Origin of the sequence: Synechocystis sp. CACIAM 05 (assembly GCF_010222815.1) — a bacterium.
Classification (GTDB): domain Bacteria; phylum Cyanobacteriota; class Cyanobacteriia; order Cyanobacteriales; family Microcystaceae; genus Synechocystis.
In genome coordinates, this window is the sequence record NZ_CP019225.1 from 2,342,050 (window position 1) to 2,355,867 (window position 13,818).

A 13,818-nucleotide genomic window follows, 5' to 3' on the forward strand; every position below is an offset into this window, starting at 1 on the left:
ACCCTCAAATTTCCCTATCAAACTTTGGTCGGGATTGATCGCCATCAATTTCTGTGAACTTCCATTACAATCAAGCCTGTTATACAACGGGTGAAAGATGTATATTCTCATTGGTGGCATGGGGAGCATGGGCTCCAGCTTGGCCAAAAACCTCTTAAAAATGGGTCACACCTTAGCTACGGTGGATATTGATCCCATCGCCTGCCAGTATGCCCGGGAAAAAATTGGGGTGATGGCCTTTGAAGGCAGTGCGGTTAATACGACAGTGTTGATGGAAGCGGGCATACGTAAAGCTGAAGCGGTGATCGCCACCCTTCAAGATGATGCCCTCAATCTGGCTCTAGTTACCCTGTGTAAACATTACGGTGTACCCCAAATTGTTGTCCGCATGAGCGATGGGGACTTTGCTGAACCGTACCGCTTAGCCGGTGCCACCCACATTATCAGCACCACAGAATTGGCTCTTAATCGGGTAATTAATGCCATTGAGTATCCCCAAGTGGATGCCATGATGCACTTTGAACAGGGACAAATTGAAGTGCTTAAACTTTCTATTCCCCCCAATTGCACCATTGTGGGCCGTAGCGTGGCGGCGATCGCCCAGGATCCCCGTTTTCCCTCCGGTACATTGATTATTGGCTACCAGGCCAATGCCCATGAAGATCTAAAAATTCCCAACGGCAATACGTTGCTCGAAGATGGTTCCACCATTTTGGCTGTGACCAAACCGGAATTGGTGCGGCAATTGATTGATTTTATGGGGTTGTGTCAGTCTTGATGGAACACAGACCAATTTGATCAAAAAGACCGCAGATTAGAACAAAAAGCTGGTGCGTATATGCCCCACATATTGGGTGGCGTTGTTGCTGTTGGCTTCAGGATTAAGCACGACCCAAAAACCTGGGGTGATGGAAATATTGTTGTTGAGTTGAATGCGGTAGAACGCTTCTAAATGGTAGGGAGTGGTTTGTCCCACTGCTCCGGGTAAATTACTAGCGGTGACCGTGGGAGGAATACCCAGAGCAATGCCCGGTAAATTTCCTTCCCCCCCCCCATCTGGGAAACTAATGCCCACCAAGCCATACCAAATGGCCGAACTATTCCAGGACACATCCCTCAACACTGTCCCCCCCACTCCATCGGATAAATTGCTTAATCCTCCCCCCTGGGCTTGGGCATCCACAAAACCTCCCCAGCCATGGATTTGCACATGGGGCGTGATGCGATAGTAACCCTGCAATGTGTAAAAATTTCCCGCTGTGGCGATCGCCTCTCCGAAAGGTTGAATTGCTAACAGACTACCGGTGCCTGCCATTAAATTTGTCTCACCAGCCGGAAAATAGGAACGGGAATAGGTGAAGCCAATGCCCCCGTCAGCGGTTTGATAAGCCAATTGAGCCAGGGTATGATGTCCCCCATTGAAAAGGCCATTGCCTTGGTCAGGATCGTTGGGATTAGTGGCCAAGTAGCCTACACTAAATTGCACTGTGGGGGTTATCTGCCAATTTAGGCCTGCTCCTCCCCCGCCTCGACGGTAAATGGGGTCATACTCCCCAAAGCGGGAAGGAATACCTAGGGCATCATCGGCAATGGTGGGGGGTGTTAAAGTGTCCACTAAATCTGTGTAGCCCACCCCGACAGTACCCAGGCGCAGAGTCAAATTATCCGTTAAAGGAGTACGGTACCAAAGATGGCTCACCTCCACATTGTTGTTGGAATTGTCGTCATAGTTGAAGCGGGTCATATTGGTGCCAGTTTGCGCCACTCCATTAAAAAAGTTGGAGAACTGTAACCTGGTTCTGAATAAATCTTTGCCGGTAAAACTGGTTTCTAAATTAAATCGGACTCGATAGGCGAACTGGGTTTGAAATTCATTGCTGTCGCCCCCCACCCGATCGCCAAAGACCTTATCCAAAGAAGTAATCGTTTGTCCATAAAGTTTTGTGGTGACGGAAAATTGGTGGTCTTCTAAAAAAGCAGTGCGAGTTTCCAGATTATCGACCCGAACTGCCAATTGTTTTAACTCTGCCCGGAAATCCTGGGCTAATTTTTTTAGCAGGTCTAAATCTCCCTGGGCAACGGAGACATTTTCTTGCAATAGTTGCTCAATAGTGTTTAAACAAGCATTTAATCCCGCTGCAAATTCGTAACGACTCAGGGGGCGGGCACGCAGTGTGCCTTCGGCATCGCCTCGGTAGGTGCGGTCTGGATAACCAACTAAACAACCGTAACGCTCCACCAAACTTTGCAGAGCGGCAAAGGCCCAATCACTGGGTTGCACATCCCTTAGTTCCGCCACTGAGGTAACTTGATTAACGCCATTGCCCAAATTACTTGCACCCAACTGGTAACGATTAACCGGAGGGAAAAATTCATTCACGGAGACAGTTTGGGCCTCACTGGGTAACGTCACTGTTAGTCCACTGGCGATCGCCAAACCGCAAATTAAGCCCATGGATGCAGTCAATTTTGCTAATGACAATGTGGTACCCTCCCGAAAAAAATCAAGCTAATGTCAATTAATTCCCCTCAAAATAAAAAATTAATCACATTTGCTCCAGAGTTTTACCCTTAGTTTCCTTCACAAAAAACCAGATAAAGAAGATTGAAATTGCCGCTGAAGTGGCATATAAACCATAGGCGGGGCCCAAACCCACCGTATCCAATAGGGGCGGAAAAGTAGTGGAAATAATAAAGTTAGCAATCCACTGTACCCCCGCCGCCACCGATAGAGCCGCCGCTCGAATTTTGTTATTAAACATTTCCCCCAGCAAGACCCAAACAATGGGCCCCCAAGAAAAACCAAAACTAAATACATAAAGATTGGCTGTCACCAAAGCGATTACCCCGGCGGCCCCCGTCAGGGTAGGTTGGCCATTGACCACTGTTGCTCCCCCAAACACCACGGAAAGGATGCCCAAGGTAATGGTCATACCAATGGAGCCCATGAGCAACAAAGGCTTACGGCCAAATTTATCCACAAAGGCGATCGCCACCAGGGTGGTGAGGATATTGATAAAACCAGTGATCACCGTGATTAACAGGGATTTTTCTTCGGTAAAACCTACCGATCGCCAGAGCACACTGCTGTAATAAAAAATTACGTTAATGCCAACAAATTGTTGTAGTGCCGACAACCCCATACCAATCCAGACAATGGGCAATAGTCCTCCCCGACGACTGAGCAGATCACTAAACCGGGGTTTATGGTCGAGACTAACCGTTGCCTGGATTTCCTCAATGCGACCCGCCACGTCTCCCCCTTCCACTTTCCACAAAATAGCCGCTGCTTTTTCTTCTTGTCCTTGAGCTACCAAATACCGGGGAGATTCGGGAATGAGGAAAGCGCAAACACCATAGAGCAGGGCGGGAATTAGCTCTGTCCAGAACATCCAACGCCAGGCTGCCGCACCGAACAACCAGATATTATCAGCAGATCCTCCTGCCAACAGAGCAATAAACCAATTACTCAACAGGGCAATGAAAATGCCGGACACAATGGCCAACTGTTGCAAAGAACCTAAACGTCCCCGCAGATGGGCCGGCGACACCTCCGCGATGTAAGCCGGGGCAATAACGCTGGCCGCCCCCACACCAATACCCCCCAGTACCCGCCAGAAAATAAAATCCCAAATGGTGAAAGGTAAACCTGATCCAATGGAACTGAGGGTGAACAGCACCGACGCTAAAATCATGGTTTTAATCCGCCCATGGCGATCGGCGATCGGTCCCGCCCCAAAGGCCCCCAGTGCTGATCCCAACAGAGCTAGGGACACCGATAAACCTGTTACAAGGCTGTCCGTCTGAAAATGTTTTTGTAGGGCCGCCACGGCACCATTGATCACCGCCGTGTCAAAGCCAAACAGAAACCCCCCCAGGGCCGCTACCCCCGAAATCAGCAGGACAAACTTAACGTTAGCCGTAGATTGGGAAGGAGAAGAGGGGGGATTCATGTAAAGCCGAAATTGAAGAAGTTAGCCTATGGCAAGTTGCGCTTGCCCACGGAATAAATCCTACCAAGTAAAAAAACTTCGTCATGAATTCTTAATTAAATGTTGCAAAACACTGCAATGCATAGCAATGGTTAAAGTTAGTGCAAAATGATCAGGCATCGACAAAAACGAATCTTTGTATATCAAGAAAATTTAATTACTTTGTCCCCCATCGTTGCTTTCGGCCCCAGGCGATCGCCTAGGGATCGACCCGTAGCACGATAGAATCGAACATTGTCCCCGATCAATTCCTTTCCCATGCAAAGACTGCGTTGGCTACTGCTTTTAATTGTTGTCTTGGTCATTGGGGCCAGCTTTGTGCTGGTCAAGTTGCCCCTACAACTGGGTTTAGACCTGCGGGGGGGAGCTCAGTTAACCATTGAAGTGCAACCCACCAAAGAAATTCCCGAAATTGACAACGATAGTTTGGTGGCGGTGAAAACGGTAATTGAAAACCGGGTTAATGCCCTGGGAGTATCGGAACCATTGGTGCAAACGGCCGGGGAAGATAAGATTGTGGTGCAACTGCCGGGGGTGACGGATCCGGGACAGGCAGAACGAATTTTGGGAGGCACTGCCCAGCTAGAATTTCAGCAACAACGGCCGGGCACGGAAGGGGAATTCCAAGCGGAATACAGCATTAAACGGCAACTGGATGCGGAGTTGGAAAACCTGCGTCGTTCCGGTGCGTCCCCGGAAAACAGCGATCGCCTAGAGGAATTACTCAAAGCCAAAGAAGAATCCAATAAAGCTCTATTAGCTCTGTTTGAACCCATGGGACTGACGGGGAAAAACCTCACCGATGCCCGCCCTAGCCCTAATCAATCCGGCACAGCCTGGGAAGTGGCCCTCCGGTTTGACGAAGAAGGGGGACAGAAATTTGCCGAGTTAACTCAAGCGGTGGCCGGTACAGGCCGGAGTTTAGGGGTATTTCTAGACAATGACCTGCTCAGTGCTCCGGTGGTGGGCGTAGAATTTGCCAATACGGGGATTACCGGGGGAGCGGCGGTAATTACAGGAAACTTCACCATTGATACAGCCAACGATCTGGCGGTGCAACTGCGGGGCGGTTCCTTGCCGTTCCCAGTGGAAGTGGTTGAAAACCGCACAGTGGGTGCCACCCTGGGGCAAGAAAGTATCCGCCGTAGTTTAGTGGCGGGGTTTGTCGGTCTAGTTCTCGTGCTAGTTTTCATGGCGGTTTACTATCGTTTGCCGGGGATAGTGGCGGATATATCCCTAATGATTTACGCTGTTTTGACCCTAGCGGCCTTTGCTCTGGTGGGGGTAACGTTGACCCTGCCTGGTATTGCCGGTTTCATTCTCAGTATCGGCATGGCGGTAGATGCCAACGTGTTGATTTTTGAGCGCACCAGGGAAGAGTTGCGGGCGGGCAACACCCTCTACCGTTCGGTGGAAGCGGGCTTTTTTCGGGCCTTTTCCAGTATTTTGGACAGTAACGTCACCACCCTCATTGCCTGTGCGGCCCTGTTTTGGTTTGGTTCCGGTCTGGTGAAAGGTTTTGCTCTCACCCTGGCGATCGGAGTCATGGTGAGTTTGTTCACCGCCCTGACCTGCAGTCGTACCCTGTTACTGGTTATTGTGCTCAGTTTGCCCAAAGTTCGTCAAAATCCTGGACTGTTTTGTCCTAACCTTTCGTTGCCCGCCAAGTCTTGAATTATTCTGCTACAAGTTCTGTTATATCTTGATCAATAATCCTGAAAAAGCATGAAATTAGACCTGTTCAAATGGGAAAAACCCACCTGGATTTTGTCTGCAATCTTGATGATTATTAGCCTTGTGGCTATGGCGATTTCCTGGGGGCAGTTCCAGGCTCCCTTCAAGCCCGGTTTAGATTTTGTTGGGGGAACCCGTTTACAACTACAACTGGAGTGTGCCGCCACTAATAATTGTCCAGCGGCGATCGATGTAGCTAAGGTGCAGGATATTCTGGGAGGAGTGGGTCTAGGCAACAGTAGTGCCCAGGTCATTGAGGACTATACCCTTTCTATTCGCAGTCAAACCTTAGATGTGGAACAAAGGGAAACTATCATCAAAGTCCTTAACGAAGGCATCGGCAAATTTGCCCCGGAAACCATTCAAATTGACACCGTTGGACCCACGGTAGGTAAAGCTTTGTTCCAGTCTGGGGTTTTGGCTTTGATGCTATCTTTGTTCGGGATTATTATTTATCTGAGTATTCGTTTCCAGATTGACTACGCATTTTTTGCCATTGTTGCTCTGATACATGATGTGGTAGTAACCATGGGGGCTTTTGCGATTTTTGGTTTGCTGGGGGGAGTGGAAGCAGATAGCCTTTTTCTCGTCTCCCTGCTAACTATTATTGGCTTTTCTGTAAACGATACGGTGGTAATTTATGACCGCATTCGGGAGACTTTGGAGCGTTATCCAGATTGGAGTATTGACCGGGCTACGGACGATGCCGTTAATCAAACTTTGACCCGTTCCATTAATACTTCTTTGACCACCTGTTTGCCCTTGGTGGCTATTTTCCTCTTTGGGGGAGATTCGTTAAAGTTCTTCGCCTTGGCCCTGTTGATCGGTTTTATTTCTGGGGTTTATTCGAGTATTTTTATTGCCACAACCCTCTGGGCCTGGTGGCGTAAACGGCGATCGCCAAAGAATCCTCCTACGGAAATGGTGGCGGAGGTTTAATTTTTGCGTTCCCCTGGGTGAGGCTGAGAGAGATACCTTAGACCAAAGTTGGCACCGGCGAAAAGGGAAGGGAAAGGTCAAAGCCTTATGGGAAAATGGCCACAATTTAGCATTTAGCTCCGCCCATCTTCCATGGAATTTAGCCAACTCGTAGAACGCCTACAAACCCATATCCAATGCCACAGCCTAGAAAAATTTGGTGATCGCAATCCAACCCTTGGGGGCGTTGCCGCCTTAACGGAGGCCTTGACCGGGCAAATCAGTTACGTCGATAGTGCCAAGTACGCGCCTCAAATGAAGACAACCCAGGCCAGTGCGCTAATTTTGCCCCCGGATGAAAAACTTCAAGCAGAAGCCGATGCCCAAGGCATAGCCTGGTGTGCCACCGCCCAACCCCGGCTCCTATTTGCGGCGGCGATCGCCGTTTTTTATCAACCCTATCGTCCACCGGCGGGTATCCATGCCACTGCTGTTATCGATCCCTCGGTGCATTGTGGTGAGGACGTGAGCATTGGCCCCCATGTGGTAATTTATCCCAACGTAACCCTCGGTGATCGGGTGTGCATCCACGGCAATGTGGTGATTTACCCCGCCGTTACCATCGGCAACGACACCGTGCTCCACGGGAACTGCACCATCCACGAACGTACTCAGATCGGCCAAGGTTGTGTGATCCATAGCGGAGCGGCGATCGGGGCAGAGGGTTTCGGCTTTGTGCCTACCCCTGAAGGCTGGTTCAAAATGGAACAATCCGGCCAAGTAGTTTTGGAAGACGGGGTAGAAATTGGCTGTAACAGTGCAGTAGATCGTCCCGCCGTGGGGGAAACCCGCATCGGGAAAAATACTAAACTCGACAATATGGTGCATGTGGCCCATGGTTGTCGTATTGGTGAGGCCTGTGCCCTAGCCGGCCAAGTGGGTTTAGCGGGGGGAGTTACCATCGGCAACCGGGTGATCCTCGCTGGTCAGGTGGGAGTAGCGGACAAATCCGAGATCGGTGACGGGGCGATCGCCTCGGCTCAAACGGGAATCCATGGCAAAGTGGGGCCCAAAGAAGTAGTTTGTGGCAGTCCCCATATGCCCCACAAGCTTTATCTCAAAGCCTCTGCCATCTATAAGCGTTTACCGGAAATGTACGACACCCTCAAAAAACTGAAAAAAGTTTAATACCTGCAACGAAAAACCCCATCCCAGTTACCTAGGGTGGGGAGTTTCTTTTTCTTGGTTCAATTATCTAAATCGGTCAGCCTTGCCCAAAGGGAAAATAAAGCTTTCTACTTTGCGGTGGCGGCAACCTTTACCACTTCACTAAAAGCGGCGGGGTCTAAAACAGCCAACTGGGCCAACATTTTACGGTTGATTTCAATATTGGCTTTTTTCAATTGTCCGGTCAGCTTGCTGTAGCTCATACCTTCTTGGCGAGCGGCAGCGTTGATGCGGGTAATCCACAGACGACGGAAATCCCGTTTACGCTTACGGCGATCGCGGTAGGCATTGCGCAGAGCCTTCATTACCTGTTGGTTAGCGGTGCGGAAAAGTTTGGAGTGGGAACCCCGGAAACCTTTGGCTAACTTGAGAATTTTCTTGCGGCGTTTGCGGGCAACGTTGCCCCGTTTAACTCTGGTCATAGTAACTTTAAAAAAGTAAAGATAATTTCAGCTTTACCGGGGAAAGTGTTTTGGAGTTAGAACCCTAGTGGGATTTTCCCCATCCCAACTTCCCATGGCACCCAGCGGAAAAGTGAGCAAAAATAGCGCTAACTACTCAATTACATATAGGGAAGCATGAGCCGGACATTTTTCTCATCGGCTTCATGCACCAAAGCTAGGTTAGACAGACGACGATGTTTCTGTTCAGAACTCTTATGTTCCAATAGGTGATTTTTAAACGCTTTGCGACGGATAATCTTCTTGCCACTGCCGGTTGGGCGAAATCGTTTGGCGGCGGCTTTACGAGTTTTAAGTTTGGGCATAATGTGGCTGGTAATCGAACACAGTCTTTCACTATACCATGGCTAACCCTGCTGTTGGAATTTTCGAATAAATTAAGGCAATTACATGCATTCCCCCTAATCTCCCTGGGGAAAACGCTCCCACAGATCTGTGCATTGCCGCAAACTTTGGTGCTTGCCGTGGCCCAAAATTAGATGATCCAATACCGGAATTTGCAAGTATTGGGCCCCCTGGAGTAGGAACTCTGTCAGCCGGATGTCTTCCGGGCTCGGCTCTAGGCCACCGGAGGGATGGTTATGGGCCACAATCAGCCTAGTTGCCCCCTGTTTAATCACCTCTCGAAAGATTTCCCTGGGGTGAATTAGGGTCTCTGTGGCTGTGCCAATGGTAATCACTTTGGTGGCCAACAAACGATTTTTTACGTCTAGCATGACAATGGCAAAATGTTCCTGGGTCTGCCACATCAAATCCTGGCTCAAGGCGATCGCCGCCGCTTCGGGACTATCCACCACCATTTTTTCCAAGGGACGACTCTGGAACACCCGTTTACCCAATTCTACCGCCGCTAAAATCGTGGTGGCCTTAGCGGGACCAATGCCGGGAAAAGCAATCAATTCCTGAGGGTGGATATTACGCAACACGTCCATGGGGTCCTGACGATTTTGTCCCAACTGTTGCAGAATATATTGCCCCAGACCCACCGCCGACAGCTTGCCTTTGCCTTGACCTGTGGCCAAGAGAATGGCGATCAATTCAGCATTCCCCAGATGTTTAGCTCCGTATTTGAGCAATTTTTCCCTGGGACGTTCATCCTCTGGTAGATCGGCAATTCTCAGGCTATAGCTCATTGCTTTCCGCCACCGTTAAACCGCACTGGGGACAATGGTGATCGTCGGCACTGAGGGGATAACCACAACCGTCACAGAGGGCGTGGGAGCCAACTTTTAAGCCTTCTTGCACCGCTACCCTTTCATCAAAGACAAAACATTCCCCCTGCCACAAACTTTCCTCCGGGTCAATGGTTTCTAGGTAATGTAAAATTCCCCCCCGGAGATGGTAAACCTCCGCAAATCCGTCCTCCAAGAGATAGGCACTAGCTTTTTCGCAGCGAATCCCCCCAGTGCAAAACATCGCTACTTTTTTGTTTTTTTGCTGGTCTAGATTATTCTTCACATAGTCGGGGAATTGGCGAAATTTTTTGGTACAGGGATTGACTGCCCCCTGGAAGGTGCCGATCGCCACCTCATAATCGTTGCGGGTATCAATCACCACCACATCAGGGTCTTGGAGCAATTGATTCCACTGCTGGGGCGACACATAAGTTCCCACTTGTTTTTCCGGGTTCACCTGAGGCTGGCCAAGGCTGACAATTTCCGGCTTAATTTTCACCTTCATTCGTTGGAAAGGTATGGTTTTCGCCCAGGAATGACGCTGGGGCACACTGGTTATGCCCAAATCCGCCACCATGGTTTCGACCATTTCTTCGATGGCTGCCGACTCACCAGCGATCGTGACGTTGACTCCTTCCTCTGCCAACAAAATGGTTCCCTTTAGCCCCAGGCGATCGCCCAACTCCTGCCAACGGCTTTGCTTCTCTGCCAAACAATTGAGCCGGGTAAAATGGTAAAAAGTTGTTACCTGATAAGCCATAGGAAAGCGGAAAAACCCTTGCTTGTTGTGAACTTCTATGGCTATAATAGCTGAGGTTTGTTACCAAACGGCGTAGCATGCGCTAGTTCAAGGGGGTTTAGCTCAGTTGGTAGAGCGCCTGCTTTGCAAGCAGGATGTCAGCGGTTCGAGTCCGCTAATCTCCATCTTCATCAACACTGATGGCAGTGATGGGTAAATTCAGACCCCGCAGTAATTCCTGATAAGCTTGCCACTCCCAAAAAGGTTCTGGTTCTTGTCGGTGTACCGCCACAATTTCTTGGCTCAGGCGCAACACCAATTCCCGATCTTCTTGTTTGGGAATTTCTTCCGTTAAGTTAGCAAAGTCCACCTCAACCCCCTGCAACAAATAATCTTGCAACTCCTGTCGTAGATGCTGAGGATCAGATCCACTGCCTTTAAACACCTGACTGAGGTTATCTAAAATAATCGCCATTTCTGTCTCGGAAATTTTGCCGTCGGCGGCGGCGACAGCGGCCACTGTGCGAAGAATTTTAAACTGTTGGGGGGAAAGGCTGGGGGCTTCTCCTAAATACACTTCGATTACTTTGGGATCATTTTGAATTTGGTCCATGTTGCCTTCACACAATACTGAACCCTGATGGAGTACTGTCACCTTGCGGGCAATTTGGCGCACAAACTCCATATCGTGTTCAATCACAATGATGGAATGGCTTTCCGCCAGGGCCAAGAGCAAATCCCCCACATTTTCCGTTTCTTCATCAGTTAATCCGGCTACTGGCTCATCCACCAACAATAAAGTGGGGGACTGGGCCACCAACATGCCAATTTCAAGCCGTTGTTTTTCGCCGTGGGAGAGTAGGGCCGCCGCCAAGTGAGCTTTTGGGGTCAGGCCAACGGTTTCCAACAGTCCTCCCACACTCCGCTGCTCAGCTCCGGTAGCCTGTCCCATCAAAGTACCCCAAACGGACTTTTTTCGGTTTACCGCCAAGTCCAAATTTTCCGCCACCGTCAGATTGAGATACACCCTAGGGGTTTGAAATTTCCGTCCTACCCCCAGACGAGCAATGCGATATTCCGGAATTTTACGAATGTCTTTGCCTTGGAATAGGACCCGACCTTCCGTCGGTTGAACTTTACCGGTAATCACGTCCAAAAAAGTTGTTTTTCCTGCGCCGTTGGGGCCAATAATTACCCGCAATTCCCCCGGATTCATGGAAAAAGTTAAATGGTTGAGGGCCCTAAAGCCGTCAAAGCTCACCGTCAGGTCTTGAATTTCTAAGATTTTGCTGGTCATGGGCAATGGGGACAACCTAAAAATTTTGGCAGGACAAGGCTGGGGTAAACATTCCTGCTTGTCAATTCAAACAAGGGCCGGGGCGGAAAACTGTTTACCAGGAACGAAATTTTTTGCACCACTGCAGTGTTGTGAATATTTTGCCGAATCTGACTGCCGTCGAAAACCACAAGCCCATCAGCTATCTTGGCGGGGATTCGGAGGAAACGCCACCTTCAGAGCCACTACCGTCTCAATTCTCAGCATCACTTTCTAAATCTACCTGTTGCCAATCCGCCGGCGATCGCCTGGTTAATTCTTCCAGGGAACGGGGCACTAGACTAACTTGTTGGCTTTCTGCCGGGATATCAGCATTCTCCACCGGGTTAACCAGAGCGTAGAGGGAATTCCCTGCAAAGTCGGCGTTACCCAATTGGAGGCGGTAGGTTTTACCATTGACCAATTGAATAGTTAATTCTGTCCCGGCAGGATTAAGGCCGTAGTCCGTTAACTCCGCTGTGGGCACCGCAAAATCTCGGTCGTTCTGACTGCCCAAGACCACACTGAGCAAAAAATCTACCGCCGGACCACTCACGGCCACTGGCCCTGGATTATCCGTCAACCAAACAGACTCGCCATCGCTAGCTTTGGCCTGACGATAGAGTTTAACGCTCGTTGGGGGTGGGCCAGACTTGGTGATGGTGATGGACTGCACTAAATCAGCAGTGAAATCAAAATGGCGATTTACAGAGGGACTTTGAACAGTAGTTGTACCCTCTTCAGGAGTGCGACTCATTTCCCAGGCCACTACGCCCAACCCCAGCGTTAAGGCCACTGCCCAGAGCAACCAAGTCCCCCGCTTCAGTTTCAGTACCATAGGTTAAGCCCATAACCATTAGCCAATCTAGGGCGATCCGGGGGCTGGGGCGATCGCCGGTTCAGTCTGCTGTTGCTGCATTTCCATTAGTCGTTGCTGTTGCAGTTGCTTGAACTGGTCTGCGGCCTTATTGATATTTCTCTGGGTATCCTCAGCAAAGTCTGACCCATTGCGGGTGCGACTCAAATTGGCATTGTGAATCAACGACATGGGATCGAATCCCCCTCCCAAACCCTGCTTACTGGGGTCAACGTTGTTGGAAACAAAGGGATCTTCTCCAGGGGCAGTGCCGGTGGATTGACCCTGAACGGGGGCGAAACTGAACAGGCCAGTGGCGAGGGCACTGAGGGCTAAACAGCGGGTTATTTGGGCTGTCTTCATGGTCATCAGGCTCCAAGTGGTTAATTGGTCTAAAACTTTACAGCTCAATGTTGCCGATATACGGTTGTTGAACAAATACGATCAACTATGATCAACAGACAAAATCACAAAAAGCGACGTTTGAGCAAAGGTTGAATTAATAACAATACTAAACCATCAAACAAAACTAACACACCCAATACCTGGGCGAAATTCAAACTGAACCAAGGGGCTGTCAAAACCGTACTATCCAAACCCCAGTTGCCATTCAGGTAAATGTAACGGATTGGTTCGATGGCATAGGTTAATGGATTTAAACTGGCCACCACCTGCAACCAATGGGCCATGAAGTCCAAAGGAGCAAGGGCAGTACTGGCGAAGAGTAGGGGTAAATTAGTGACAAAAATTACCGCAATCAATTCAATGTGGCCCGGCAGGGCAAAGGCTAAACCTAAACTTAGGGCCGTTACCCCCAACACGATTAGGAAAACAATCAGGGCAATCATTCCCAAACCAAAGCTATTGGGTAAACCAGCTCCCAGCAGAGCACTGGCCCCGACAATCACGGCTGCTTGGATCAGGCTTAAACTGATGATATACACCGTGGAGGCGGCCACAATGGAGTAGCGAGAGGCCAAGGGAGCAACCAGCAAGCGATTCAAAAAACCAAATTCCCGATCAAACATCACCGGTAGACCGGCATTCAAAGCCCCTGAAAAGGCAGTAAAAACAATAATGCCCGGTGCTAGAAATTGGGCATAGTTGAGGTCATTACCAAATAGGCCCTGGGGCGCATTGAGAAATAGGGCACCAAATAGCACTAACCACATAAACGGCTGGATGATGCCTGCCACTAGGGTGGTAGGCCGCCGTTGCAGTTGGATAAACAATCTTTTGGTTAGGGCAGTGGTTTCTTGGAAAAACTCCGCCGCTAAGCTAGAGGGATTGCTGAGGGTAGCCTGAGGAGCTAGCAGGGAGGTGATTTTGGGAGGGGCGAGGGTTTGACTCATAAAACTTTGGGGTTTGACGGGAGTTTAATTGACTTTGCTGAATTTGCAC

14 protein-coding genes and 1 tRNA gene are annotated in these 13,818 nt (G+C 49.6%); 5 read left to right on the forward strand and 10 right to left on the reverse strand.

Annotated elements, in window-relative coordinates; genetic code table 11:
* Positions 1-97 precede the first annotated feature (97 nt).
* Complete coding sequence (locus BWK47_RS11085; RefSeq protein WP_162328684.1) at positions 98-778, forward strand: potassium channel family protein; 681 nt, start codon at positions 98-100, stop codon at positions 776-778.
* A 36-nt stretch (positions 779-814) separates the two neighbouring features.
* Here BWK47_RS11085 and BWK47_RS11090 read toward each other — a convergent pair whose 3' ends face one another.
* Together BWK47_RS11090 and BWK47_RS11095 are read right to left on the reverse strand one after the other, a co-directional pair.
* The gene (locus tag BWK47_RS11090) at positions 815-2,455 is read right to left on the reverse strand and encodes an iron uptake porin (RefSeq protein ID WP_162329683.1); all 1,641 of its coding nucleotides are present in this window, start codon (positions 2,453-2,455) and stop codon (positions 815-817) included.
* Between the two features lie 91 nt (positions 2,456-2,546).
* The gene (locus BWK47_RS11095) at positions 2,547-3,953 is read right to left on the reverse strand and encodes a sugar porter family MFS transporter (RefSeq protein ID WP_162328685.1); all 1,407 of its coding nucleotides are present in this window, start codon (positions 3,951-3,953) and stop codon (positions 2,547-2,549) included.
* A gap of 297 nt (positions 3,954-4,250) precedes the next feature.
* Between BWK47_RS11095 and secD the strand changes: the two genes are divergently transcribed.
* The 3 genes from secD (at position 4,251) to lpxD (ending at position 7,832) form a co-directional block, all read left to right on the forward strand.
* Positions 4,251-5,666 carry a protein translocase subunit SecD gene (gene secD, locus BWK47_RS11100; protein ID WP_162328686.1) on the forward strand — a complete coding sequence of 472 codons (1,416 nt, stop codon included), beginning with the start codon at positions 4,251-4,253 and terminating at the stop codon, positions 5,664-5,666.
* 51 nt (positions 5,667-5,717) lie between these two features.
* On the forward strand, positions 5,718-6,665 hold the full coding sequence (gene secF / locus BWK47_RS11105) for a protein translocase subunit SecF (protein ID WP_162328687.1): 948 nt from the start codon (positions 5,718-5,720) through the stop codon (positions 6,663-6,665).
* Positions 6,666-6,797: 132 nt separating this feature from the next.
* Entirely contained in the window at positions 6,798-7,832 is a 1,035-nt protein-coding gene (gene lpxD / locus BWK47_RS11110; protein WP_162328688.1) for a UDP-3-O-(3-hydroxymyristoyl)glucosamine N-acyltransferase, read from the forward strand.
* 107 nt (positions 7,833-7,939) lie between these two features.
* Here the strand turns inward: lpxD and rplT are convergent, their stop codons facing one another.
* The 4 genes from rplT to trhO all read right to left on the reverse strand — a co-directional run bounded on the left by rplT (position 7,940) and on the right by trhO (position 10,267).
* Positions 7,940-8,293, reverse strand: coding sequence for a 50S ribosomal protein L20 (gene rplT / locus BWK47_RS11115; RefSeq protein WP_010873349.1), 354 nt, complete (start codon positions 8,291-8,293; stop codon positions 7,940-7,942).
* A gap of 140 nt (positions 8,294-8,433) precedes the next feature.
* Positions 8,434-8,637 carry a 50S ribosomal protein L35 gene (gene rpmI / locus BWK47_RS11120; protein ID WP_010873350.1) on the reverse strand — a complete coding sequence of 68 codons (204 nt, stop codon included), beginning with the start codon at positions 8,635-8,637 and terminating at the stop codon, positions 8,434-8,436.
* Between the two features lie 96 nt (positions 8,638-8,733).
* Positions 8,734-9,465: a RadC family protein gene (gene radC, locus BWK47_RS11125; RefSeq protein ID WP_010873351.1), complete on the reverse strand. Its 732-nt coding sequence runs from the start codon at positions 9,463-9,465 to the stop codon at positions 8,734-8,736.
* Complete coding sequence (gene trhO, locus BWK47_RS11130) at positions 9,455-10,267, reverse strand: oxygen-dependent tRNA uridine(34) hydroxylase TrhO (RefSeq protein WP_162328689.1); 813 nt, start codon at positions 10,265-10,267, stop codon at positions 9,455-9,457. The genes radC and trhO overlap by 11 nt, the downstream gene beginning before the upstream one ends.
* A gap of 91 nt (positions 10,268-10,358) precedes the next feature.
* Between trhO and BWK47_RS11135 the strand changes: the two genes are divergently transcribed.
* Positions 10,359-10,431, forward strand: a tRNA-Ala gene (locus BWK47_RS11135).
* Here the strand turns inward: BWK47_RS11135 and urtD are convergent.
* From urtD to BWK47_RS11155, 4 genes are all read right to left on the reverse strand, one after another.
* A complete protein-coding gene (gene urtD, locus BWK47_RS11140) occupies positions 10,422-11,543 on the reverse strand; it encodes an urea ABC transporter ATP-binding protein UrtD (protein ID WP_162328690.1) in 1,122 nt (373 codons plus the stop codon). The genes BWK47_RS11135 and urtD overlap by 10 nt on opposite strands.
* Before the next feature lie 232 nt (positions 11,544-11,775).
* Positions 11,776-12,399 (reverse strand): hypothetical protein, encoded by a 624-nt coding sequence (locus BWK47_RS11145; protein WP_162328691.1) that lies wholly within the window; start codon positions 12,397-12,399, stop codon positions 11,776-11,778.
* A gap of 27 nt (positions 12,400-12,426) precedes the next feature.
* Complete coding sequence (locus BWK47_RS11150; protein ID WP_237269613.1) at positions 12,427-12,780, reverse strand: hypothetical protein; 354 nt, start codon at positions 12,778-12,780, stop codon at positions 12,427-12,429.
* A gap of 104 nt (positions 12,781-12,884) precedes the next feature.
* Positions 12,885-13,769: an ABC transporter permease gene (locus BWK47_RS11155; RefSeq protein ID WP_162328693.1), complete on the reverse strand. Its 885-nt coding sequence runs from the start codon at positions 13,767-13,769 to the stop codon at positions 12,885-12,887.
* Positions 13,770-13,818 lie beyond the last annotated feature (49 nt).

Excerpts from the sequence above, each read along its gene's own strand:
- radC (WP_010873351.1), bottom strand. The coding sequence starts at position 9,465 with ATGAGCTATAGCCTGAGAATTGCCGATCTACCAGAGGATGAACGTCCC.
- BWK47_RS11090 (WP_162329683.1), bottom strand. The coding sequence starts at position 2,455 with ATGGGCTTAATTTGCGGTTTGGCGATCGCCAGTGGACTAACAGTGACG.
- rplT (WP_010873349.1), bottom strand. The coding sequence starts at position 8,293 with ATGACCAGAGTTAAACGGGGCAACGTTGCCCGCAAACGCCGCAAGAAA.
- urtD (WP_162328690.1), bottom strand. The coding sequence starts at position 11,543 with ATGACCAGCAAAATCTTAGAAATTCAAGACCTGACGGTGAGCTTTGAC.
- trhO (WP_162328689.1), bottom strand. The coding sequence starts at position 10,267 with ATGGCTTATCAGGTAACAACTTTTTACCATTTTACCCGGCTCAATTGT.
- lpxD (WP_162328688.1), top strand. The coding sequence starts at position 6,798 with ATGGAATTTAGCCAACTCGTAGAACGCCTACAAACCCATATCCAATGC.
- secF (WP_162328687.1), top strand. The coding sequence starts at position 5,718 with ATGAAATTAGACCTGTTCAAATGGGAAAAACCCACCTGGATTTTGTCT.
- BWK47_RS11145 (WP_162328691.1), bottom strand. The coding sequence starts at position 12,399 with ATGGTACTGAAACTGAAGCGGGGGACTTGGTTGCTCTGGGCAGTGGCC.
- BWK47_RS11095 (WP_162328685.1), bottom strand. The coding sequence starts at position 3,953 with ATGAATCCCCCCTCTTCTCCTTCCCAATCTACGGCTAACGTTAAGTTT.
- secD (WP_162328686.1), top strand. The coding sequence starts at position 4,251 with ATGCAAAGACTGCGTTGGCTACTGCTTTTAATTGTTGTCTTGGTCATT.
- BWK47_RS11085 (WP_162328684.1), top strand. The coding sequence starts at position 98 with ATGTATATTCTCATTGGTGGCATGGGGAGCATGGGCTCCAGCTTGGCC.
- BWK47_RS11150 (WP_237269613.1), bottom strand. The coding sequence starts at position 12,780 with ATGAAGACAGCCCAAATAACCCGCTGTTTAGCCCTCAGTGCCCTCGCC.
- rpmI (WP_010873350.1), bottom strand. The coding sequence starts at position 8,637 with ATGCCCAAACTTAAAACTCGTAAAGCCGCCGCCAAACGATTTCGCCCA.
- BWK47_RS11155 (WP_162328693.1), bottom strand. The coding sequence starts at position 13,769 with ATGAGTCAAACCCTCGCCCCTCCCAAAATCACCTCCCTGCTAGCTCCT.